The following is a 24,735-nucleotide window of genomic DNA, read 5'->3' as shown; positions in this document are numbered from 1 at the left end:
AAATGGAATATATTAATATTATCTTTTCAGAAACTTATAAAATTTTATTTTTATTAGTTCCAGTTCTAGTTTCTGTTGCAATGATCGTTTGGCTTGATCGTCGGATCTGGGCTTTTGTTCAAAAAAGACAAGGTCCAAATGTTGTAGGTCCCTTTGGTTTATTACAATCTTTAGCTGATGCTTTAAAATATATGTTTAAAGAAGTTATTATTCCTTCAAGCTCTAATAAGGTAATATTTATTTTGGCACCAATAGTTACCATGACTTTAGCATTAATTTCATGGGCAGTAATTCCTTTTAGTGCAACTCAAGTACTAGCGGACATCAATGTTGGAATTCTTTATCTATTTGCAGTTTCATCTTTAGGAGTTTATGGAATAATAATGGGTGGGTGGGCCTCAAATTCAAAATACCCTTTTTTAGGTGCAATAAGATCAGCAGCCCAAATGGTATCTTACGAAGTTTCAATAGGTGTCATCATAATTAATGTTTTACTTTGTGTTGGTTCATTAAATCTAAATGACATAGTCATGGCACAAGAAAAATTATGGTTTGTAATTCCATTATTCCCGATGTTTGTAATTTTTTTCATTTCTGCATTAGCTGAAACAAATAGGCCGCCATTTGACTTACCTGAAGCTGAAGCAGAACTGGTTGCGGGATATCAAACTGAATATTCCGGTATGATGTATGCAATGTTTTGGTTAGGTGAGTATGCAAATATTTTACTCATGTGTGCAATGGGAGCAATTCTTTTTTTAGGAGGATGGTTGTCACCAATTGAAATTTATCCCTTCACTCTAATTCCAAGTGCTATCTGGTTAATTTTTAAGATTTTATTTCTTTTTGTGCTTTTTGCGTTAGTAAAAGCTATTGTGCCGAGATATAGATATGATCAGTTAATGAAGTTAGGTTGGAAAATCTTTTTACCTTTATCTTTGACGTGGGTAATTCTTACATCGAGTTACTTATTTTATTTTAATCTGCTACCAACTAATTAATTATGAAAATTTCAAGAATATTTAAAACAATTTTTATGTTAGATTTTTTAGGTGGTTTAATAATAGCTCTAAGAGAGGTTTTTAAACCAAAAAAAACAATAAATTATCCATTTGAAAAAGGCAAAATTAGTCCACGATTTAGAGGTGAGCATGCTTTAAGAAGGTATCCTGATGGAGAAGAAAGATGTATTGCTTGCAAATTATGTGAAGCTGTATGTCCTGCACAAGCAATAACAATTGAGTCTTCAGAAAGAGCTGATGGCAGCAGAAAAACTACTCGTTATGACATTGATATGATGAAATGTATTTATTGTGGTCTTTGTGAAGAGTCTTGCCCTGTAGATGCAATAGTTCAAGGGCCAAATTTTGAATTTTCAACAGAAACTAGAGAAGAGCTTTATTATAATAAAGAAAAACTTTTAGATAATGGAGATCGATGGGAAAATATTTTAGCTGCAAATATTAGAGCAGATAAACCATACAGATAATTTTATGTTAGCGCACGCAATATTTTTTTATATTTTTTCTTTCATAGCTATTGTTTCTGCAATAATGGTCACTGTTTCTAAAAACACAGTGCACTCTGTTTTTTTTCTTATTTTAGATTTTATTAGTATATCCTGTCTGTTCATCATGATTGGTGCTGAATTTCTTGGAATGATTATGCTAATTGTATATGTCGGTGCCGTAGCTGTTTTATTTTTATTTGTCGTCATGATGCTAAATGTTGCTCAACAAAAGAATCAATGGTTTAGTGCTAGAGAAAGCTCAAAACATATTCCAATTGGTTTAATAATTAGTGTAATTATATTTTTTGAATTAATAATTGTCATTGGAGGCTGGAAATATAAGCCTGATCTTATGCCTGCTGTATCCTTAACTATGGATAAGGAGATAAGTAATACTCATGCGTTAGGAAATATTTTATATACCGATTATATCCACATTTTTCAATTAAGTGGAATGGTGTTATTAGTTGCAATGATTGGGGCTATTGTTTTAACATTTAGACAAAGATCAGGAGTTAAAAGACAAAGTTATTTTAGTCAAATTTCCAGAGAAAGATCCGACGCTGTTGAAATAATTAATGTGGAAAGTAATAAAGGAGTAAAATTTGATGATTGATATCGGTTTAGGTCATTACCTCACTTTAAGTGCAATAATTTTTACCATTGGAATTATTGGTATATTTTTAAATAGAAAAAACATCATAGTAATACTTATGAGTATTGAACTCATACTTTTAGCAGTAAATATTAATTTGGTGGCTTTTTCTATATTCTTGAATGACTTATCTGGTCAAATCTTTACTCTTTTTATACTAACAGTAGCAGCTGCTGAAGCTGCTATAGGTTTAGCTATAATTGTGGTTTATTACCGGAACTCGTCAACAATTCGTGTTGAAGAGATAAATAGTCTCAAAGGATAATATGGAGATAGCATTATTATTTCTTCCATTAATAGCATCTATTACATCAGGATTTTTTGGAAAATTTATAGGTGATAGAAGTTCTGAAATTATTACGAGTTTTTTTGTTTCAATCTCAGCTTTATTATCTCTAATTTTATTTTATCAAGTTATTGTAAATAACTATGAAAATAATGTAGTTGTAGCTTCTTGGATTAATTCAGGATCACTTAACGTAAATTGGTCAATAAAAGTTGATGCATTATCTTCTGTAATGCTTGTTGTTGTAACATTAGTTTCTGCATTAGTTCATATTTATTCTATTGGTTATATGTCTCATGATCCACATAAACCAAGATTTATGGCGTACCTTTCACTCTTTACTTTTGCAATGTTAACTCTTGTTACATCTGATAATTTTCTTCAATTATTTTTTGGTTGGGAGGGTGTAGGCCTTTGTTCATATTTTTTAATAGGATTCTGGTTTAAAAAAGATTCAGCGAACGCAGCTGCGATAAAAGCTTTTGTTGTAAATAGAGTAGGTGATTTTGGACTAGTCTTAGGAATTTTTTTAATTTTTCATTTATTTGGTACTGTTAATTATTCTGAGGTATTTCAACAAATTCCTCAAATTATTGACAAAGATTTGTTATTTTTAGGAATACACATTGAGGCTATTGATCTAATTTGTATTCTTTTATTCATTGGAGCTATGGGTAAATCAGCTCAAATTTTTTTACATACATGGTTACCAGATGCTATGGAAGGACCCACACCAGTATCAGCGCTAATACATGCTGCAACTATGGTAACTGCAGGTGTTTTTTTAGTTGTTAGATGTTCACCAATTTTTGAATATTCGCCCTTAACTCTTAATATTATTACTGTAGTTGGAATGACAACAGCTTTTTTTGCTGCAACAGTGGCTTTAGTTCAAACTGATATTAAAAAGATAATTGCCTATTCTACATGCAGTCAATTAGGCTATATGTTTTTTGCAGCTGGTGTTGGTGCTTATAATGTTGCTATGTTTCATTTATTTACTCATGCTTTTTTTAAAGCTTTACTATTCTTAGGATCAGGTTCCATAATTCATTCATTTAAAGACGAACAAAATATTAATCAGATGGGAGCTGTCTATAAAAAGTTACCTTATACTTGGATTTTAATGATTGTTGGAACTTTAGCTTTGACAGGCTTTCCTTTTCTATCAGGTTTTTATTCAAAAGATGCAATCATAGAATTTGCTTACCTTAAAGGTAATACAGCCGGATATTATGCGGCTGGAGTTGGAGTTTTTACAGCATTACTTACTTCAATTTATTCTTGGAGATTAATCTTTAAAACTTTTCATGGAACTTACAATAATAACAAAATGAAGATTGAAGAAATTCATGAGTCACCAATAGTGATGCTGGTACCACTAATTTTATTAGCTATTGGAGCAATTTTTGCTGGATTTTTATTTAAAGATTTATTTATTAGTCATGAAAGTGCAAATCACTTTTGGGGAGATTCCATTAAATTCTTAAAACCATTAAACTCAGATCACCCACCATTATGGATTATTTTAATTACACCTACACTTGTTCTTTTGTCTATACCAGTTGCTTATTATTTGTTTATAAAAAATAAAGAGTTACCAAATCAATTTTCACAATCTAACAGGCCTTTATATAATTTTTTAGTTAACAAATGGTACTTTGATGAATTATATAACATTGTATTTATTCAATCTTCAAAAAAAATTGGACTTTTTTTTTGGAAGACAGTCGATATAAAAATTATTGATAAGTTTGGACCCGATGGTGTTTCTTCGTTAATTAAAAATTTATCATTAAGAGCTAGCAAATTTCAAAGTGGATTTATCTACCAATATGCCTTTATGATTTTGATAGGGTTATCTGCTTTATTAACCTTCTTAATTTTATACTAATGAATTTTCCAATTTTATCATCTTTAATTCTTTTACCAACAATAGGTGCTTTATTTTTATTATTTTCAAAAGATAAAAATTCAAATACTGCTAAATATGTTGCTTTGTTTACTTCTTTTATAAATTTTTTAATTTCAATTTATTTATGGTATTTATTTGATCCATCTACTTCTAGCTTTCAATTTATTGAAGATAGAATATGGTTAGAGGGATTTGTTAATTACAAAGTAGGTATTGATGGAATATCAATTCTGTTTATAGTTTTAACAACATTTATTACACCTCTTTGCATAATATCAGTTAATAACACTGTAAAAGTTAGATTAAGACACTTTCTTATTGCAATACTGATCATGGAAAGTTTGATGATAGGTGTTTTTTGTTCCCTTGATCTAGTTGTATTTTATTTATTTTTTGAAGCTGGATTAATCCCCATGTTTCTAATTATTGGAATTTGGGGTGGAACAAGAAGAGTTTATTCAGCTTTTAAGTTTTTTTTATACACTCTAGTTGGTTCAGTCTTGATGTTAGTTGCTATAATCTCAATTTACTGGATTGCTGGAACAACTGATATTATTCAACTTTATGAACTTAGTTTAGATATTAAATATCAAAATTTGTTGTGGCTTGCATTTTTTAGTTCTTTTGCTGTTAAAACTCCCATGTGGCCTTTTCACACTTGGTTGCCTGATGCACACGTAGAAGCTCCAACAGCAGGATCTGTTCTTCTGGCAGCTATTTTGCTTAAAATGGCTGGATATGGTTTTATTAGATTTTCCTTAGGTCTATTTCCTGTAGCTTCCGAACTATTTACACCTTTAATTTATATATTGAGCTTAATTGCAATTTTGTACGCATCTTTAGTTGCTTTAATGCAAGAAGATATGAAAAAGTTAATTGCTTACTCTTCTGTGGCACACATGGGTTTTGTAACTTTAGGTATATTTACAATCACACAACAGGGTATAGAAGGCAGCATAATCCAAATGATTAGTCATGGTTTAGTATCAGCAGCACTTTTCTTATGTGTTGGTGTAGTTTATGATCGTATGCATTCAAGATTAATTAATACCTATGGTGGGATAGTTTCGGTTATGCCAAAATATTCAATTTTATTTATGTTGTTTACATTAGCTGCATTAGGGCTTCCGGGAACTAGTGGTTTTATAGGTGAATTCTTAGTTTTAATGGGAGCATTTAAGGATAACTTTTTAGTTGCAGTTATTGCAAGTCTTGGCGTAATTCTTGGAGCCGCATACATGCTGTGGTTATATAGAAGAGTTGTTTTTGGAAATTTAGTAAATAAAGATCTTTTAAAAATACCTGATTTAGATAATTCAGAAAAATTTATCTTATGGAGTTTAGCAATCCCAGTATTATTTCTTGGGTTCTACCCAGAGCCATTAATTAATACAATTGAAGTATCAGTAAAGGATTTAATTGAAATGTATAATTTTAATTTAAATATGTACAGTCAAGAGGTAAAAAAATAATGATTAATTTAAACTTTATTTCTGCTGAAATTTTTATCTCTGTATCAATAATGTTTTTATTAATTCTTGGTGTTTTTAAAAAAAACAGTTCAAGTTTAATTCACAATCTTTCAATTGGACTATTGTTAATTACTGGAATTTTAATATTAAACAATTATCCTGATAAAAGTCTAACTTTTTTTGCAAATAGTTATATAATTGACACCCTCTCATCTTTAATGAAAATTTTTACAGTTATTGGTGGAGCTCTTGTTTTATCAATTTCTAAAAAATATTTGAAAATATCTAATATTTTTTTAATAGAGTATCCAATTTTAATCCTTTGTTCAATTTTAGGTATGATGGTTATGATCAGTTCTAATGATCTAATAGTTTTCTATATTGGTTTGGAATTACAATCTTTAGCCTTATATGTCTTAGCATCATTTAATAGAGATCAATTAAAATCATCTGAGTCTGGTCTTAAATACTTTGTATTAAGTGCGCTTTCATCTGGTTTATTGCTTTATGGTTGTTCCTTAATTTATGGCTTCTCTGAATCTACTAACTTTAACATTATTGGTAACGCATTGAAATCTACTCACTATGGCTTAACGTTTGGAATAGTCTTTATTTTAGTTGGATTAGCTTTCAAAATTTCTGCTGTACCTTTTCATATGTGGGCACCAGATGTGTATGAAGGCTCCCCAACATCTGTAACATTATTTTTTGCAACAGTTCCTAAAGTTGCTGCATTAACTGTGTTTATTAGATTTTTATACGTACCATTTATTAATATGATTGATCAATGGCAACCCATCATTATTTTTTTATCAATAGCTTCAATGATATTTGGTGCTATTGCAGCAATTGGACAAAATAATTTAAAAAGATTAGTTGCATATAGTTCTATTGGTCACATTGGTTATACTCTAGCAGGACTTTCTGTTGCTACAAATGAAGGTATTCAAGCATCTATAATTTATATTTCTATCTATATGGTAATGAATCTAGGTTTATTTAGTTGCTTGTTTATGATGAAAAGAAATGATCAATTTTTTGAAACCATTGAAGATCTATCAGGATTATCAAAAAATCATCCCATTTTATCTTTGTCATTTTTAGTCATACTATTTTCATTAGCTGGGATACCACCATTAGCAGGGTTTTTTGCAAAATTTTATATATTCAAATCTGTAATTGAACAATCGATGTACTTTTTGGCAATAGTGGGTTTATTATCAACAGTAATTGCTGCTTTTTATTATTTAAAAATAATTAAAGTTATTTATTTTGATAAAGAGAAAGAGAAATATGACACCGACCATAGTACATGGTTAAAAGTATCATTAGCCATTTCTACATTATTAATTCTTTTATATTTTATCTTTCCTAGTAAGATAGTTGAGATAGTATCAAGTGTTACTATTATCTAATGAAATTAAAAAAGTACAATTTTAAAATTGTAAATAGTACAAACGATCTAGCTATTGAAATTATTAAAAAAACTAATGATAAGTTTGGCATAGTTATTGCTGAGAAACAAAAAAAAGGTAGAGGACAATATGGAAAGAAATGGACTTCTTTCAAAGGCAACTTATTTGCCAGTATTTTTTTTCCAATTGAGAAAGTTAAATTACCATTAAAAGATCTTACAAAAATAAATTGTTTTTTAATTAAGAAGTTATTATCAAATTTTTATAAAGGTAAAATTACTATCAAAAACCCAAATGATTTATTAATAAATAATATGAAAATTTCAGGAATATTGCAGGAAACTGTATTAAAATCAAAAATGACATTTATTATTGTTGGAATAGGCATTAATTTAGTTAAAAGTCCTATTATAAAAAATTATCCTACTACAAATCTTTTAGATTTAACTGGTATAAAAATTAGTGCTTATAATGTTACTTTAAAATTAGCGAAAATTTATGAAAAATTTATTCCAGAATTAACAAAATTTGATGTAAAAAATATATATAAAACTTAAAATGATTATTGTTGGTGATATTGGAAATACAGAAACTAAAATTTGTATAATAAATTCTAAGAACAAAATAATTAGAAGAATAATTATTGATACAAAAAAAATTAATTCTTCTTTACTTAAAAAATCAACATCTAGTTTAAATATTCAAAACTATTTGATTAAAAAATTTTTGATTTGTAGCGTTGTACCAAAGGCGTACGACAAAATTAAAATTTTTTTTAATAAAATTTATAAAATAAGATGTTATGAGCTAAAAAATCTTAACTTAAAAAAATTGATTAAAATTAAAGTTAATTACAAACAAATTGGTTCTGATAGATTGGCTAATGCAATTAGTGTTAGTAATTATAAGGATAATTTTATTATTTTAGATTTTGGAACTGCTACAACTTTCGATGTTTTAATAAAGAATACTTATCATGGTGGTGTCATTGCTCCCGGTGTCAAACTTTCACTTAATACTTTGATTGACAAAGCAACACAAATACCAAGTATAAATTTAAAAAAAACTAAAAAAGTGATCGGTTTAAACACCATTAGCGCTGTCAGGGCTGGTTTTTTTTGGGGGTATAAGGGATTAATTGACAATATTATTAAATTAATTAAGAAAGAAACTAAATTATCCTTTAAAATTATAATTACTGGAGGATTTTCTAATTTGTTTAAAAATTCAATAAAAACGAAAGTTTTATTAAATAAAGATATTACTATTAACGGCCTAATCAAAGCCACCACTTTAATTAAGTAAATATGAAAGATGAGCTATTATTTTGCCCTTTAGGGGGATCAGGTGAAATAGGTATGAATATGAACTTATTTGCCTATGGGAAACCAGGTGAGCATAAGTGGATTATGGTTGATATTGGTGTAACGTTTGCTGATGACACGTTGCCTGGCATAGATTTAATTTATCCAGATCCAGGCTTTATTGTTGATAAAAAAGAAGATCTTTTAGGAATTATTTTAACTCATGCTCATGAAGATCACATAGGAGCAATTGCACATTTATGGCCACAACTAAAATGTAAAATTTTTGCAACTCCATTTACTGCACTTTTAATAAAAGAAAAATTTAAAGAAAAAAATATTGATGTAACTAACTATTTAAAAATAGTCCAGCTGAATGGTACAATCAATTTAGATCCTTTTAAAATAGAATATATAACTTTAACCCACTCAATTCTCGAACCTAATGGTCTTAGAATTGAAACACCAGCAGGAATAATATTGCATACAGGAGACTGGAAAATTGACCCTGAACCGTTACTAGGTGAAAAAACAAACTCTGAAAGACTTAAAGAGATTGGTAAAGAAGGTGTATTGGCAATGATTTGTGACTCAACAAATGTATTCAGTATGGGTAAAGCTGGCTCTGAATTAGATGTTAGAAAAAGCTTACTAAATATAATGGGCAGTCTAAAAAAAAGAATAGTAATGGCTTCTTTTGCATCAAATGTAGCTCGAATGGAAACGGCTTTTTATTGTGCAGAAAAAACGGGGAGACAAATATCGCTAGTTGGAAGATCAATGCATAGAATTTTTAAAGCAGCAAGACAATGTGGTTATTTAAAAAATGTTATTGAACCAATAGACCCTCGTGAAGCAAAAAAAATTTCCAGAGAAAAAATAGTATATCTTTGCACTGGAAGCCAAGGTGAACCAATGGCTGCGCTAATGAGAATTTCTAGCTACACGCACCCAGATGTTTTTATTGAAAAAGATGATGCAGTTATTTTTTCATCCAAAATTATTCCAGGTAATGAAAAAAAATTATACAAATTACAGAATCAATTAGTTAAAGATGGAATTGAAGTTATTTCTGAGGAAAGTGAATTTGTTCATGTATCTGGTCACCCAAATCGAGATGACCTTAGAGAAATGTATGATTGGGTTAAACCTTCGTGTGTAGTTCCAGTGCATGGAGAACATAGACATATGATTGAACATATGAAGTTTGCTTATGAAATGAAAGTTCCACATCCTGTACAAGTAGAAAATGGAGATATTGTAAAATTATACCCTGGTAAACCACAAGTTTATGACAAAGCCCCAAGTGGCAGACTTTATTTAGATGGGAGTATGAGTGTAGAAGAAGATTCTCAATCTATTAAGGATAGAAAAAATATAGGTGCCAATGGCTATATGGAAGTAACCATATTGATATCAGCAAAAGGAAAGATACATAAAAGACCAGTTATAACATTTAGAGGTTTACCAGTTTATGATGTTGATGAATTTATATATGAATTAGAAGAAATAATAGAAAAAACAACTAGAACTTTTTCTATAAAAAGTAAAAAACAAGAATATAATTTAATTGATGCATTAAAAATCACATGTAGAAAATGCACTAGAGAATTTACTGGAAAAAAACCATTTATAAATATTAACTTAGTAACTATATAGATGAGTGCAACAGGCCTAGCTATAATCTACATAATAATTTGGTGGATAGTTTTTTTTACAATTCTTCCAATTGACGTAAATAGACAAAAATATATCAAAATAGATGGAGAAGACCCTGGCTCCCCTGAAAATCCAAAAATGTTAAAAAAATTTATCTATTGTACTGGTATTACAACTGTTATTTTCATGATAATTTATTTATTGATAAAATATGAATATTTGAATTTAAGATATATAATTACTTAAAATGTACATTTCAAAATCATTTATACCGATATTAAAAAACAATCCTTCAGAAGCAAAGATTAAATCACACCAATTAATGCTAAGGGTGGGTATGATCAAACAATCCTCGGCAGGTATTTATTCATGGCTACCCTTAGGCTTTAAGGTGATGAAAAAAATTGAACAAATTGTAAGAGAAGAGCAAAATAAGATTGGCGCTCAAGAAATACTGATGCCTACTATTCAACCCAGTGATATTTGGAAAGAAAGTGGTCGTTATGATGATTATGGGGATGAAATGCTACGCATTAAAGACAGACAGGGTAGAGAGATGCTTTATGGACCAACGAATGAAGAATTAGTTACTGATATTTTTAGATCAAGCGTTAAATCTTATAAATCATTACCTCAATTAATTTATCATATTCAATGGAAGTTTAGAGATGAGGTAAGACCTAGATTTGGAATTATGCGTGGGAGAGAATTTTATATGAAAGATGCCTATTCTTTTGATGTAAGTGATGATGATGCAATTTATTCATATAACAAATTCTTTCTTTCTTATCTAAGAACATTCAAAAGATTAAAACTTACTGCTATACCAATGGCTGCTGATACAGGACCTATTGGAGGAAATCTTTCTCATGAATTTATTATTTTAGCTGGCACTGGTGAAAGTAAAATTTTTGCAGATGAAAGAATATTTAAAGTTAATAGCGATGATACTAAAATTGAAAAAAACTCTTTAGAAGAATTAAGAAAAAAATTTGAAAAATTTTATGCAGTTACAGATGAAAAATTTAATAAAAAAGAATTTGAGGACAAAGTCACAGAAGAAAATAGGCTGAGCACAAAAGGCATTGAAGTTGGCCATATATTTTATTTTGGTGATAAATATTCTAAATCAATGGGTGCATCTGTAGATTTGCCCGGTGGTAAAAAAGATTTTGTTAAGATGGGCTCTTATGGAATTGGAGTATCAAGACTAGTTGGCGCAATAATAGAGGCTAAATATGATGATCAAAATGAAACTATGAATTGGCCAATATCTGTGGCACCTTATGATATTTCAATAATTCCCATGATCAGTAAAAATGATAAGTCAGCCTTAGAAAAAGCAAATAACATTAATAAAGAACTTATAAAAAATAATATTGAAGCAATTATAGATGATACTGATGAAAATTTTTCTTCTAAGATAAAAAAAATGAATTTGATAGGAGCACCATTTCAAATTATTATTGGTAAACAAACTGGAGATGGCTTAGTAGAATTTAAAAGACCTGGTGATGAATCTTTAGAAATAAAATTAGTTGATGTTATTAAAATAATTAAAGAAGAAAAAGCAAAATATTGATTTCTACATTAGAAAAAGAAATAACGTTTCGATATCTTAAAACTAGAAAAAAAGATGGTTTTTTAAATATAATATCTATCTTTTCATTTATAGGAATAAGTTTAGGTGTTGCTGTATTAATTATAGTTATGTCAGTCATGAATGGTTTTAGGACAGAGCTTATAAATAAAATTGTAGGATTTAATGCTCATGTAACAGTAAAACCGTATGATACTTCAATTAACAAAAAAGAATTGAATCAAAAAAGTTTAGAAAAAATATCAAAAGAATTAATATTTAGTAATTCTGGTGAAGCAATTATTATTAGCAAAGATTATACTAAGGGTTTAGTGTTGAGAGGATATAATAGTTTAGACTTTTCTAAACTAGATGTTGTTAAAAAGGGTAACTTTACTGGACAGTCAAATCAATTAGTTAAAAACTCTATATCAATTGGTAAAGAATTAAGTTTTAACCTGAGTCTTGGTGTAGGTGACACTGTATCAATTATGTCTCCAGTAGGTATTGAAACAATTATTGGTAGTTTACCTAAACAAGAATCATTTGTTATAAATTCAATTTTTGACAGTGGAATTGCTGATTTTGATTCAAACATAGCGTTTATTAATTTAGAAACTTTAGAAAGTTTTTTTTCATTAGACAAAGATAAAAGAAATTTAGAAATATATTTAAAAAATCCATCAAATATCAGTGATGGTAAAAAAAAAATTCAAAGTATATTTAATAATGAATTTGTATACACATGGGCTGATATGAATAGCTCTTTATTTTCAGCTTTAAAAGTTGAACGAAATGTAATGTTTATAATTTTATCTTTAATTATCATAGTAGCTGCTTTTAACATTATTTCTGGACTTACAATTTTAGTAAAAAATAAAACTAGAGATATAGCAATACTTAAATCGATTGGTGTCTTAAATAAATCAATCATTAAAATATTCTTTCTAGTTGGTCTTTTTATTGGAACTTCTGCAACTTTCTTTGGAATTTTTTTAGGTATTTTATTCTCCTTATATATTGAAAATTTAAGAGAATTTTTAAGTAATACATTTGATATTAGTTTATTTCCTGAAGAGATTTATTTTTTAAGCACAATGCCATCTGAGATTAATCCAATATCAATTCTAATTATTTCATTATGTTCAATTTTTATAACTATTATTGTTTCAATTTTTCCTGCAATTAAAGCATCAAAATTAGACCCAGTAAAAGGTTTGAAGTATGAATAATTTAATAACTTTAAAAAAAATTTCAAAATCTTTTTCTAATAATAAAAAGATTAATGTTTTAAGAAAAATTGATTACACATTTTCAAAAGGTAAAATTTATTCTCTCATGGGTCCTTCAGGATCAGGAAAATCAACACTTCTTAATATTTTGTCATTGATTGATAAACCTACAATTGGATCTTTATCAATTAATAATACTTCAATAGATTTTAATGATAACAATGGAAATGATAATCTTAGATCAAGTAAAATTGGTATTATTTATCAACAAAATAATTTACTTTCTGACTTTACAGCTTTAGAAAACGTTTATTTTGCAGGTTTAGCTTTAAGTGGAGAAAAAAATAACTCAATTAAAAAAGCTAAAAAGATTATTAAAAAGATGGGATTATCGTCACGAGAACAGCACTACCCATCAGAATTATCTGGTGGAGAAATACAGAGAATTTCAATAGCTAGAGCGCTCATAAACGAACCTGAAATTATATTGGCAGATGAGCCAACTGGTAGTCTTGATCGTAGAACCGCTAAAGAAGTGTTTAAAGTTTTGTATAATTTAAAAAATAATAATCGATTAATAATTTATGCAACTCATAATAGATTTTTTGCTAATATGGCAGATTGCAAATTAGAAATGATTGATGGTAATATAAAAACTATCAATGCTGGAATCAAATAATCAAAATTTTAATCATTTAAAAGTTCATACTCAATATTCAATTTGTGAAGGTGCAATTAAAATTGACAACTTAAAAGATTTTTGTAAAGAACACAAAGTGCCTTGCCTAGGTCTTTCTGATACGTCAAATTTATGTGGTGCATTAGAATTTGCTGAAAATATTTCTAAAGTAGGAACTCAACCAATTATTGGTACACAAATCTACTTCAAATTTGAAGACACTAGTGGATTACTCCCTTTAATCGCTCTAAATGAAAAAGGATATAAACGAATTATAGAACTTTCTTCCAGATCTTATCTTGAAAACGATGCACTTTCAGACCCTCATTTAGATATTAAAGAACTTTTAACTGACACTGAAGGAGTTTTATTACTCTCTGGAACAATTCAAGGTTTATTTGGAAAGCTATTTGAAAAGGGACGTTTAGAAGAAATAACCAAAATTTATAGAGACTTATCTTCAATATTTAATGATAATTTTTATATAGAAATTCAAAGACATGGAGATCAAAATGAAATTGCATTTGAAAAATTTAATCTAGAGCAATCTTCTAAAAATAAAATACCAATTATTGCAACTAATGAAGTTTATTATCTAACATCAGATATGCATGAAGCTCATGATGCACTAATTTGTATTGGTGCAAAAACTTATATTAATGAAAAAAATAGAGTTAAGTACAGTAATCAACATTATTTTAAGTCTAATGAAGAAATGTCAAAATTATTTTTAGATCTCCCAGAGGCTTTAGAGAATAATTTTAATTTACCATTTAAGTGTAATTTTAGACCTAAATTTTCTAAGCCTATATTACCAAATATTAGTTCAGAAAAAGGAGTCAGTGCTGATGATACACTTAAAAAAGATTCATTAGATGGATTAAAAGAAAAATTTAAAAAAGTTTTTAAAATCGATCAAAATAAACTTGAAGCTGATAATAAATTTTTAAAGTATAAAGATAGACTTGATCATGAGTTAAAAATCATAATTAAAATGAAATACCCAAGTTATTTCTTGATTGTCTCTGATTATATTAAATGGGCTAAGAACAATGATATTCCAGTAGGACCTGGTAGAGGATCTGGAGCTGGTTCTCTTGTTGCCTGGTGTTTGTCCATTACTGATGTTGATCCAATTAAATTTAATTTGATATTTGAAAGATTTTTAAATCCTGATCGTATATCCATGCCTGACTTTGATATAGACTTCTGTGAAGAAAAAAGAGATCTTGTTTTCAAATATCTAACAACAAAATATAAAGATAGTGTTGCTCACATAATAACTTTTGGAAAATTAAAAGCCAGAATGGTTATTAGAGACGTCGGTAGGGTTTTAGGTTTACCATATGGTTTTGTTGATAGTATCTCTAAAATGATACCGTTTGATCCTTCAAGACCACAAAGTTTAACAGAGTGTATTAATAGTGAACCAAGACTTAAAAAATTAATAAATGAAGATCCACGTGTGAAAAAATTAACCGATCTTTCTTTAAAACTAGAAGGCTTAAACAGAAATGTAGCAACACATGCGGCTGGTGTTGTAATTGCAGATAAAAAATTAACAGAAGTTGTGCCTTTATACAAAGATGCGGCAGCAGACTTATTATTGCCATCTACACAATTTGATATGTATTCAGCTGAAAATGCAGGACTGATTAAATTTGATTTTTTAGGGTTAAAAACTCTAACGGTAATTAATAGAACACAAAAACTTATTCAAAAAAAGATTAAAGAGTTTAAAATTGAAAATATTAATTTTGATGATCAGAAGGTTTTTGAGCTATTATCATCAGGTAACACTGTTGGGTTGTTTCAAGTTGAAAGTGCAGGAATGCGTGAAGCATTATTGCAAATGAAACCTAATAATATTGAGGACATTATAGCTTTAGTTGCACTTTATCGTCCTGGACCCATGAACAACATACCAGTTTATAATGACTGTAAACATGGAAGACAAATTCCTGACTATTTACATCCCCTACTAAAGGAAATTCTTAAACCAACCTATGGTGTTATAATTTACCAAGAGCAGGTCATGCAAATTGCTCAAAAACTTTCAGGGTTTACTGCAGGTGAAGCAGATATTCTTAGAAGAGCCATGGGTAAAAAAAAGAGAGCAGAACTAGAAAAACAAAAACAAGGTTTTATTGCTGGTGCACTTAAAAATGGAATTAGCAAAGATGTTGCAGCAAGTATTTTTTTAAAAATTGAACCATTTGCTGAATATGGTTTTAACAAAAGTCACGCAGCAGCTTATGCGATAATTTCTTACCAAACAGCATTTTTAAAAACATACTATCCCAAAGAGTTTTTTGCAGCATCAATGACGATGGATATATCTAATCAAAATAAACTAGGAGAATTCCACGAAGAACTAAAAAGAGTTAACATTAAAGTTGTACGGCCAGATATTAATAAATGTTTTGCGGATTTCCAGTTTGATGAAAATAACTTTTATTATGCACTTGGTGCTATTAAAAGTGTTGGATATGAAGCAATATCAAATGTTGTGAAAGAGAGAAAAATAAATGGTATGTTTAAATCAATAAACGATTTTCTAAATAGAGTTAACCCCAAAGATATTAATAAACTTCAACTTGAAGGTTTAGTTAAAGCAGGTGCATTTGATAATATAGACAATAATAGACAAGCATTATTTAATTCAATACCTAATTTTATTTTGAAAACAAAAAATATTTTTGAAAATAAGGCTGCAAACCAAATTGATCTTTTTGCATCGGATGAATCACAGGATAGTCAAATTGTTTTTAATACAGAAGATTGGAAATTTGAAGATCGTTTATCAAGAGAATTTGAAGCAATAGGCTTTTTTATATCCGATCATCCATTAAATCAATTTAAAGAAATTTTTGATGATTACAAGATAGTTAATTATGCTAAATTTAATTTAGATGACAACCTTAAAGAATCAAATGTTGCAGCAACGCTTCTAAAAATTTCAGAAAGAAAAACAGCCAAAGGTAATTCTTATGGTGTTATTAAATTAACTGATTTAACAAGTGTTTTTGAACTTTTTGTTTTTTCTGATATCTTGAACTTGAATAGAGAAAACTTAATAGAAGGTAATTCTTTAATTATAAGCTTAACAAAGACAATTTCTATAGATGAAAATAAATTAAAAAGAATTAATGTACAAAAAATTGCCTCACTTAAGGATCTATTTAATAAACCTGTTAATGAAATTATATTCAATGTTAAGTCTCTAAATGATATTGATAAAATATCTAATTTAGTTAGTGAAAAAGGGACCACTCAGGTCAAAATAAATATTCAAGATAAAGATAAAGATATTAGCTTTATATTAAAAAATAGACGTCTTATTGACAGAAAAGCCATAAATAGCCTAAGAAATAACAATATTTTTACTATTATTCATTAAAAAAGACTTGTTTGTTTTTCAAATAATTTGTACACAACACCTAAATTAAACTAACACGCACACAGTTTGTGGTTTTATACCTCCGGTCCTTAAATGGAAATTACTGTGGTGGCTTAACCGGGAATAAAAAATGAAAATACCAAATCTAACTATACAACAATTATTAGAAGCAGGCGTTCACTTAGGGCATAAGACTTTAAGATGGAATCCAAAGATGAAAAAATATATTTTTGGAAAAAGAGATTCAATTCACATTATTGATTTAACTCAAACATTAGAACTTACAAATGTAGCTTTAGAAAAAGTCTATAATACTATCGCTAATAATGGAAAAATTCTTTTTGTATCAACAAAAAAACAAGCTTCAGAAGCAATTGCAGAAGCTGCCAAAGAAACAGGTCAGTATTTTGTGAATTACAGATGGTTAGGTGGGATGTTAACTAACTGGGGAACAATTTCAGGCTCAATTAAAAAAATGAAAAAATATGAATCTGATCTTATAGCTGAAAATAGAGGTTTCACTAAAAAAGAATTATTAAAGATGAGTGTTAAAAAAGACAAATTAGAAAGAGCCCTAGGTGGAATTGCTGAAATGAAAAAGGTTCCTGATTTAGTTTTTATTATTGATACTAATTATGAGTCTTTAGCGATTGCTGAAGCATCTAAATTAGGAATTCCAATTTGTGCAATATTAGATAGTAATTCAAACCCAGACGGGATTGATTTTCCAATTCCTGGTAATGATGATGCTAGAAGATCAATTGATCTTTATTGTAATCTAATTAAAGAAACTATTGAAAATGCAAAAAAAGCTACTCCAGCTAAAACTGAAGAAAAACCTGAAATTGAAGATATCACAAAAAAAGAAAAGTCATCTAAGACTGTGCAAGAACTAGATAGGGAAAAATTAGATACTAAGTTTTCAAAAAAAAAAGATAAATCAAATTAATATGAGTGATATAGAAAAAGTAAAACAACTAAGAGAAGCGACTGGTGCAGGGTTTAAAGATTGTAATTTAGCTGTTAAAGAGTCAGGTGGAGACTTAGATAAAGCTATAGAAATTTTAAGAATTAAAGGAATTTCTAAAGCCTCTAAAAAAATGTCTAGAGATGCAAAAGAAGGTGTCATTGCTACTTCTGGAAACGAAGATAGAATTTCAGTTATAGAAGTTAATTGTGAAACTGATTTTGTTGCCAAAAATGATGACTTTGTTTTGTTTGTGAAAGAATTGTGTGAATTAAACAATAAAAATGAATCGAATTTAGATGAACTAGATAAAACAAATATGAAAAATGGCAAAACAGTTAAAGAAAACTTAGTTTCTTTGATAGCAAAAATGGGTGAAAAAATAACTATTGGTAAAGCAAAAACTTTTAATGAACCTGGTACTAAAAATTTTAGTTATTTGCATACTGTGGTTAAGGATAATTTATCGAAATTATCAGTTATAGTTTCTATTGAAACATCAGATAATAGTGAAATGATGAGAATTTTTGGAAAACAACTTTCAATGCATATTGCTGCATCCAATCCTATAGCTTTAAACTCAGATTTAATTAACAAAGATATTCTTCAAAAAGAACAAGATCTTGTCACAGAGGAACTTAAAAATTCTGGAAAAACCGACGATATAGCAAAAAAAATTAGTTTAGGTAAGATGAATAAATTTAAAGAGGATAATGCGCTATTAACTCAAGCTTGGGTTATGGAACCAAAAAAAAAGGTGCAAGATATAATAAAAGATCTTAATATATCAAGTTTAAAGATTAAGGATTTTTACAGATTAAAAATTGGTGAATAAATGTTTAGTGATAAAACGTACAGCCAAAAAATGGACAAAGCCATTGAAGTCTTTTCAAAAGAACTAACATCTCTAAGAACTGGTAGGGCCAATTCATCTATGCTTGACTTGGTAAAAGTAGATGTTTATGGACAGGCAATGCCATTAAATCAAGTTTCCAGTATCACTACGCCAGATGCAAGAACAATTAATATCCAAGTTTGGGATCTTAACAATGTACCTTTAGTTGATTCTGCAATTAAAAAATCTGAGCTTGGTTTAAATCCTCAAATTGATGGTCAATTAATCAGATTACCAGTTCCAGATTTAAATGAAGAGAGAAGAACAGAAATTAAAAAAGTAATTAAGTCGATGGGGGAAAAAAGTAAAATTTCAGTACGAAATATAAGAAGAGAAGCTAATGATGAATTGAAAAATTTAATAAAAAATAAAGAAATTAGTGAAGATGAAGAAAAGAAATTTGAAAAAATTATTCAAACTTTTACAGATGAGCATATTAAAAAGATAGATCAAAAAGTTGAAATTAAAGAAAAAGAAATAATGACAATATGAACCCTGTCAAACATCTTGCCATAATTATGGATGGAAATGGTAGATGGGGTCTTAAGCATAAAAAAACAAGAAATGCTGGACATAAAGCTGGTCTTAATGCAGTTGAAGATATTATAAGAGAAACATTAAAACAAAAAATTAATTACTTAACACTTTATACATTTTCAACAGATAATTGGAAAAGACCAAAAAAAGAAATTTCTTTTTTATTCAATTTATTAGAAAATTTTTTGTTAAAGAAAATAGAAAGTTTAATTAAAAATCAAATTAAACTAATTATTATTGGTGATAAAAAAAAATTTTCAATGAAAATGCAGAAATTATTAATGGAATCTGAAAAAAAAACTGCATTCAAGAAAAAATTACAAATAAATCTTGCTCTAAATTATGGTTCAAAAGAGGAGATTTTAAATGCATTAAAAGTTATTAAAAAAGATAAACTCAAATTAACAGAAAAAAATTTAAAAAAAAACCTTTATACAAAAAATATACCAGATCCAGATATATTAATTAGAACTGGTGGAACAAAAAGATTAAGCAATTTTCTTTTATGGCAGTTGGCTTATACTGAAATTTTTTTTGAAAAAAAACTATGGCCGGATTTCAATTCTAAAGACTTAAAAATAATACTAAATAAATTTAAAATTCTAAAAAGAAATTTTGGTAGCATATGATTAAAAAAGAATTAAATAAAAGAATTTTAACATCCTTATTTTTATTGTTACTTCTTGTATCAATGTATTTCTATTTTTATATTTTAATTATATCTCTTATTATAATTTCTATTTTAGCTTGGATAGAGTTCTATGGACTAATTTCAAAAATTTTCAAAAAAAAAAAAAATATAGATACAATATTCAGATTTATTTATAAGAGCATTTCGTTAATATACTTAACCTGCTTATCTTTGGGAATTTTAATTATTTTTTACAAAAATGACTATTTTCAAGTGTATATAGTTTATTCGTTACTTGTTTCAATTACATCTGATCTAGGTGGTATGTTATTTGGGAAAATATTTAAAGGAAAGAAACTAACTAAAATTAGTCCTAATAAAACTATATCTGGTTCCTTGGGCTCTTTCATTTGTTCACTTACTTTAATACCATTTTTTTTAGACTTTTTTTTAAATCATAATATTTTAATTTTATTAATTATAACTTTGTTAATTTCTTTAACATCACAATTGGGAGATTTGTTTATTTCATTACTCAAACGCAAAGCCAATGTGAAAAATACAAGTGATTTACTACCTGGCCATGGTGGTGTGCTTGACAGAATTGATGGTATGTTATTTGCTATACCAGTTGGTTTTATAATATTTGGAATTTTTTGATTTAATGAAAAGAAAAATTGTCATTCTCGGTTCTACTGGTTCAATCGGAAAAAGCCTAATTAGTGTATTAAAAAAGGATGCAAATTCTTTTGAGATAGTTTTATTAACAGCGAATAAAAATATTAAAGATTTATTAAAACAGATTACTTTTTTTAAGGTAAAAAATATAATTGTTACTGATTATAAAAAATATTTGATTATCAAAAAATATTTCAAAAATAAAAAAATTAATATCTATAATAATTTTAAATCTTTAGAAAAAATATTAAAGAATCATAAAATTGATTATACTATGAGTGCAATATCAGGACTTGTAGGTTTAAAACCTACTATAAAGGTAATTAGATATTCTAAAAAAATAGCAATTGCAAACAAAGAAGCCATTATATGTGGCTGGTCATTAATTAAAAATGAATTAAAAAAATATAAGACTGATTTTATTCCTGTCGACTCTGAACATTTTTCTATTTGGTCATTAATTAATAATGCAAAAGATCAAAATATTGAAAAATTATTCATAACAGCTTCTGGTGGACCTTTTATAAATTATCCACTAAAAAATTTTCAATTTATAACAACTAAACAAGCTTTAAAACATCCAAATTGGTCTATGGGAAAAAAAATCAGCATAGATTCCGCTACAATGATGAATAAAGTTTTTGAAATAATTGAAGCTAAAAAGATTTTTGACTTAAGTTACGAAAAATTAAAAATTTTGGTTCATCCCAAATCCTATGTTCATGCGGTTGTTAAGTTTGATAATGGATTAACTAAACTATTGATACATGATACTAACATGGTGATACCGATTTTTAACTCATTATATCCAAATCACTCAAAAAAAATAAATTCAAAAAAATTAGATTTTAATATAATTAACAATCTTAATTTTAAAGTTATAGACATAAAAAGATTTCCAGTTGTTAAGATGCTTAAAAGTTTACCAAGTAAAGACTCATTATATGAAACTGTAATTGTTACTATTAACGACAAATTAGTTAATAAATTCTTAAGAAATGAAATTTCTTTTATTGAGATATCTAAAATTCTTTTAAAAGTTATAAATTTCAAAGAATTTAAAAAATACAAGTTAATAAAGCCCAGAAATGTTGCCCAAATTGAGCAATTACAAGATTATGTAAGTTTAAAAATAGACTCTTTAAGTGTATAAATTCATCGATGTATAAATTTTTATTATCTCTTATTTTTATTCTAATATTCACTTTTAAAGTTTCTTCTGAAACTATAAAGGAAATAATAGTCGAAAATAATGATAGAGTTTCAAAAGCAACCATTATTAATTTTTCTAAAATAAAAATAGGTGATGAAATAGATGATCAAGTCTTAAATAATATTATTAAAGATCTTTATGAAACTAAATTTTTTGCCGATGTAAAAGTTGAATTTGTTGATCAAAAATTAATTATAGATGTTTTTGAAAATAAGATTATTCAGTCAGTAGTTCTTAATGGCATCAAAGCAAAAAAATTTAAAGAAGCTATATTTGAAAGTATAAAATTATTAGAAAAAAGCCCTTATGACGAATACATGGCTTCTCAAGATTTGTTATTAATTAAACAAGCCCTTATCTCTCAGGGTTTTTTCTTTTCTAATGTAACCTCTTCATTTATAGACAACTCAAATGGTACAATTGATTTAATATATGATATTGAAATGGGTGAGAGAGCTCTAGTTAAAAACATTGAATTCACAGGTAACAAGGTCTTTAAATCTAATAAATTAAGAAACATTATCACCAGTGAAGAAAATAAATTTTGGAAGTTTATTTCCAGTAAAAAGTTTTTAAACAAAGAACAACTAAAACTTGACGAACGTTTATTAAAAAGATTTTATTTAAATCGTGGATATTACAATGTTAAGATTTCAAGTGTTTTTGCTAAGTTACTTGATGATGGTGACTTCAAAGTAGTATTTAATATTAATGCAGGTAACATTTATAGGATTAATAAAGCAGAATTAATTTTGCCAATAGATTATGATGTAGATAATTTTATTGAAATTAATAAGTTATTAGAAAAACTTGAAGATTCAAAATATTCTTTTACTAAATTAAACAAAATTGTTGATGAAATAGATGTTATAAGTCTCAATAAAGAGTTCGAATTTATTAATGCCTCTATAGAAGAGTCTGTTTTAGACAATAATTTCCTTGATCTTATAATAACTATATCTGAAACAAAAAAAAAATATGTTGAACGTATTAATATTAAGGGCAATAATATTACACAAGAAAATGTAATCAGATCACAACTACAAATTGATGAGGGTGATGCTTATAATGAATTACTCCAGTCTAAATCTATAAATAATTTAAAATCTATGGGCATTTTTAAAGAAGTATCTTCTACAACAAGAAATGGTTCGACAGATCAACAAAAAATTCTTGATATAACTGTAACTGAAAAACCGACAGGTGAAATTTCTCTTGGTGCAGGAATTGGTTCAGATGGTGGTACGGTTGGTTTTTCTGTCAGCGAAAATAATTATATGGGTAAAGGTATCAGGCTTAAATCTTCACTTAGAATGAGCGCTGATACTGTTAGAGGACAGTTCTCTGTTGTTAACCCAAATTATAAATATTCAGATAGAACGATTTTTACAAATATTCAAAGTACGCAAATAGATAAACTTGCTAATAATGGTTATAAAACAACTAAAACTGGTTTTTCTCTTGGTACTGGATTTGAACAATATGAAGATCTGTATTTCAACCCTTCTATAGGTGTATTTTATGAAAATTTAACCACAAGCACAACTGCTTCAGATTCTTTAAAAAAACAAGAGGGTTCGTTTTTTGACACAAGCTTTAGGTACTCGCTTGACTATGACAAAAGAAATCAAAAATATATGACTAGTGATGGATTCAAAAGTACTTTTTCTCAAAAAATTCCATTATTATCAGATGTTTATACCTTAGGTAATACTTACGAACTTAAAAAGTTTTATAAATTACCGAACGAAATGATCACCAGTTTTACTTTTTTTGCAAATAGTGTTAATTCAATTTCCAACAAAGATGTAAGAATTTCGGAAAGAGTAAAATTAAGCTCAAAAAGACTTAAAGGTTTTGAGCATGTTGGGCCAGTAGATAACGGTGACTATATTGGGGGTAATTATGCTTCTGCAATAAATTTTACCACATCATTGCCAATGATATTACAAAGTTTAGACAATACTGAAGTGTCTTATTTTGTTGATATGGGAAGTGTATGGGGAGTTGATTATTCTAGTTCAATCGATGACTCAAGTGAAATCCGTAGCTCAACTGGAATTGCTGTTAATTGGTTCACACCTATTGGACCATTAAATTTCTCTTTGTCACAACCAATAAATACAGTTTCAACAGACAAGACTCAAACATTCCAGTTTAGCTTAGGAACGACGTTTTAATGAATAACGCAAAAAAGTTATTATTATTCATATTTCTATTATTATTTTTTTTCAATAAGTCATATTCAGAAGCAAAGGTTGTCTTTTATAATGTTGATCGTGTTTTACTAGAGAGTAAAGCTGGTAAATCTGTAAAAGCACAACTAGAAAAAATTAATAAAACAAAGTTGGCGAGTTTTAAAAAAATAGAAAAAAAATTGATTGCTGATGAAAAAACACTTTTAGGCAAAAAAAATATTTTAGCCAAAAATGATTTCGAAATAGAATTTAAGAAACTAAGCAATGAAGCAGCCACATATAGAGAAAAAAAACAAAAAGATATAAATGATGCAAACTTAAAAAGAATAAACGCAACAGCAAAACTATTAAGTCTTATTAACCCCATATTAGCAAAATATTCTGAAGAAAAAAATATCTCAATAATTTTATCAAAAAAAAATATAATTATGGGTAAAAATGAACTTGATATTACTGACGATATAATGGTCTTAGTAGATAAACAAATTAAAGAATTTAAGATCAAATAAT

23 protein-coding genes are annotated in these 24,735 nt (G+C 27.7%); all 23 read left to right on the top strand.

The annotated features are described in order from the left end of the window. The first annotated feature begins 2 nt into the window (after positions 1 to 2). The 23 genes from nuoH to VP91_RS06230 all read left to right on the top strand — a co-directional run bounded on the left by nuoH (position 3) and on the right by VP91_RS06230 (position 24,734). Positions 3 to 1,001 (top strand): NADH-quinone oxidoreductase subunit NuoH, encoded by a 999-nt coding sequence (nuoH, locus tag VP91_RS06340; protein WP_169036607.1) that lies wholly within the window; start codon positions 3 to 5, stop codon positions 999 to 1,001. 2 nt (positions 1,002 to 1,003) lie between these two features. Further along, positions 1,004 to 1,489 (top strand): NADH-quinone oxidoreductase subunit NuoI, encoded by a 486-nt coding sequence (gene nuoI / locus VP91_RS06335; RefSeq protein WP_169036606.1) that lies wholly within the window; start codon positions 1,004 to 1,006, stop codon positions 1,487 to 1,489. A 4-nt stretch (positions 1,490 to 1,493) separates the two neighbouring features. After that, complete coding sequence (locus VP91_RS06330; protein WP_169036605.1) at positions 1,494 to 2,126, top strand: NADH-quinone oxidoreductase subunit J; 633 nt, start codon at positions 1,494 to 1,496, stop codon at positions 2,124 to 2,126. After that, on the top strand, positions 2,122 to 2,430 hold the full coding sequence (gene nuoK / locus VP91_RS06325; RefSeq protein WP_169036710.1) for an NADH-quinone oxidoreductase subunit NuoK: 309 nt from the start codon (positions 2,122 to 2,124) through the stop codon (positions 2,428 to 2,430). The genes VP91_RS06330 and nuoK overlap by 5 nt, the downstream gene beginning before the upstream one ends. 1 nt (position 2,431) lies before the next feature. Continuing rightward, positions 2,432 to 4,345: an NADH-quinone oxidoreductase subunit L gene (nuoL, locus tag VP91_RS06320; protein WP_169036604.1), complete on the top strand. Its 1,914-nt coding sequence runs from the start codon at positions 2,432 to 2,434 to the stop codon at positions 4,343 to 4,345. Continuing rightward, positions 4,345 to 5,838 (top strand): NADH-quinone oxidoreductase subunit M, encoded by a 1,494-nt coding sequence (locus VP91_RS06315; RefSeq protein ID WP_169036603.1) that lies wholly within the window; start codon positions 4,345 to 4,347, stop codon positions 5,836 to 5,838. The genes nuoL and VP91_RS06315 overlap by 1 nt, the downstream gene beginning before the upstream one ends. After that, on the top strand, positions 5,838 to 7,253 hold the full coding sequence (nuoN, locus tag VP91_RS06310; RefSeq protein WP_169036602.1) for an NADH-quinone oxidoreductase subunit NuoN: 1,416 nt from the start codon (positions 5,838 to 5,840) through the stop codon (positions 7,251 to 7,253). The genes VP91_RS06315 and nuoN overlap by 1 nt, the downstream gene beginning before the upstream one ends. Then, positions 7,253 to 7,810, top strand: a complete 558-nt coding sequence (locus tag VP91_RS06305; RefSeq protein ID WP_169036601.1) for a biotin--[acetyl-CoA-carboxylase] ligase — start codon at positions 7,253 to 7,255, stop codon at positions 7,808 to 7,810. Before nuoN ends, VP91_RS06305 begins: the two co-directional genes overlap by 1 nt. 1 nt (position 7,811) lies before the next feature. Continuing rightward, positions 7,812 to 8,558 (top strand): type III pantothenate kinase, encoded by a 747-nt coding sequence (locus tag VP91_RS06300; protein WP_169036600.1) that lies wholly within the window; start codon positions 7,812 to 7,814, stop codon positions 8,556 to 8,558. A gap of 2 nt (positions 8,559 to 8,560) precedes the next feature. Then, a complete protein-coding gene (locus VP91_RS06295; RefSeq protein ID WP_169036599.1) occupies positions 8,561 to 10,216 on the top strand; it encodes a ribonuclease J in 1,656 nt (551 codons plus the stop codon). Next, a complete protein-coding gene (locus tag VP91_RS06290) occupies positions 10,217 to 10,462 on the top strand; it encodes a DUF1467 family protein (protein ID WP_169036598.1) in 246 nt (81 codons plus the stop codon). It begins immediately after the preceding gene. A 1-nt stretch (position 10,463) separates the two neighbouring features. Then, positions 10,464 to 11,798 carry a proline--tRNA ligase gene (gene proS / locus VP91_RS06285; protein ID WP_169036597.1) on the top strand — a complete coding sequence of 445 codons (1,335 nt, stop codon included), beginning with the start codon at positions 10,464 to 10,466 and terminating at the stop codon, positions 11,796 to 11,798. Next, entirely contained in the window at positions 11,795 to 13,027 is a 1,233-nt protein-coding gene (locus tag VP91_RS06280) for an FtsX-like permease family protein (RefSeq protein WP_169036596.1), read from the top strand. Before proS ends, VP91_RS06280 begins: the two co-directional genes overlap by 4 nt. Continuing rightward, the gene (locus tag VP91_RS06275; RefSeq protein ID WP_169036595.1) at positions 13,020 to 13,706 is read left to right on the top strand and encodes an ABC transporter ATP-binding protein; all 687 of its coding nucleotides are present in this window, start codon (positions 13,020 to 13,022) and stop codon (positions 13,704 to 13,706) included. The genes VP91_RS06280 and VP91_RS06275 overlap by 8 nt, the downstream gene beginning before the upstream one ends. Continuing rightward, complete coding sequence (dnaE, locus tag VP91_RS06270) at positions 13,690 to 17,106, top strand: DNA polymerase III subunit alpha (protein WP_169036594.1); 3,417 nt, start codon at positions 13,690 to 13,692, stop codon at positions 17,104 to 17,106. The genes VP91_RS06275 and dnaE overlap by 17 nt, the downstream gene beginning before the upstream one ends. A 130-nt stretch (positions 17,107 to 17,236) precedes the next feature. After that, the gene (gene rpsB, locus VP91_RS06265) at positions 17,237 to 18,055 is read left to right on the top strand and encodes a 30S ribosomal protein S2 (RefSeq protein WP_169036593.1); all 819 of its coding nucleotides are present in this window, start codon (positions 17,237 to 17,239) and stop codon (positions 18,053 to 18,055) included. A gap of 1 nt (position 18,056) precedes the next feature. Continuing rightward, positions 18,057 to 18,908 (top strand): translation elongation factor Ts, encoded by an 852-nt coding sequence (tsf, locus tag VP91_RS06260; RefSeq protein WP_169036592.1) that lies wholly within the window; start codon positions 18,057 to 18,059, stop codon positions 18,906 to 18,908. Next, positions 18,909 to 19,460: a ribosome recycling factor gene (gene frr / locus VP91_RS06255; RefSeq protein ID WP_169036591.1), complete on the top strand. Its 552-nt coding sequence runs from the start codon at positions 18,909 to 18,911 to the stop codon at positions 19,458 to 19,460. It abuts the gene before it with no gap. After that, on the top strand, positions 19,457 to 20,134 hold the full coding sequence (gene uppS, locus VP91_RS06250) for a polyprenyl diphosphate synthase (RefSeq protein ID WP_169036590.1): 678 nt from the start codon (positions 19,457 to 19,459) through the stop codon (positions 20,132 to 20,134). Before frr ends, uppS begins: the two co-directional genes overlap by 4 nt. Then, a complete protein-coding gene (locus VP91_RS06245; protein ID WP_211181518.1) occupies positions 20,131 to 20,796 on the top strand; it encodes a phosphatidate cytidylyltransferase in 666 nt (221 codons plus the stop codon). Before uppS ends, VP91_RS06245 begins: the two co-directional genes overlap by 4 nt. Positions 20,797 to 20,800: 4 nt before the next feature. Further along, complete coding sequence (gene dxr, locus VP91_RS06240; protein ID WP_169036589.1) at positions 20,801 to 21,967, top strand: 1-deoxy-D-xylulose-5-phosphate reductoisomerase; 1,167 nt, start codon at positions 20,801 to 20,803, stop codon at positions 21,965 to 21,967. A gap of 8 nt (positions 21,968 to 21,975) precedes the next feature. After that, positions 21,976 to 24,207, top strand: a complete 2,232-nt coding sequence (gene bamA, locus VP91_RS06235) for an outer membrane protein assembly factor BamA (RefSeq protein ID WP_169036588.1) — start codon at positions 21,976 to 21,978, stop codon at positions 24,205 to 24,207. After that, a complete protein-coding gene (locus VP91_RS06230) occupies positions 24,207 to 24,734 on the top strand; it encodes an OmpH family outer membrane protein (protein WP_169036587.1) in 528 nt (175 codons plus the stop codon). Before bamA ends, VP91_RS06230 begins: the two co-directional genes overlap by 1 nt. Position 24,735: the final 1 nt, after the last annotated feature.

The organism is Candidatus Pelagibacter communis, from assembly GCF_012932795.1.
GTDB classification, from domain to species: Bacteria; Pseudomonadota; Alphaproteobacteria; order Pelagibacterales; family Pelagibacteraceae; genus Pelagibacter; species Pelagibacter ubique_S.
This window is presented reverse-complemented; position numbering and strand designations above follow the sequence as displayed.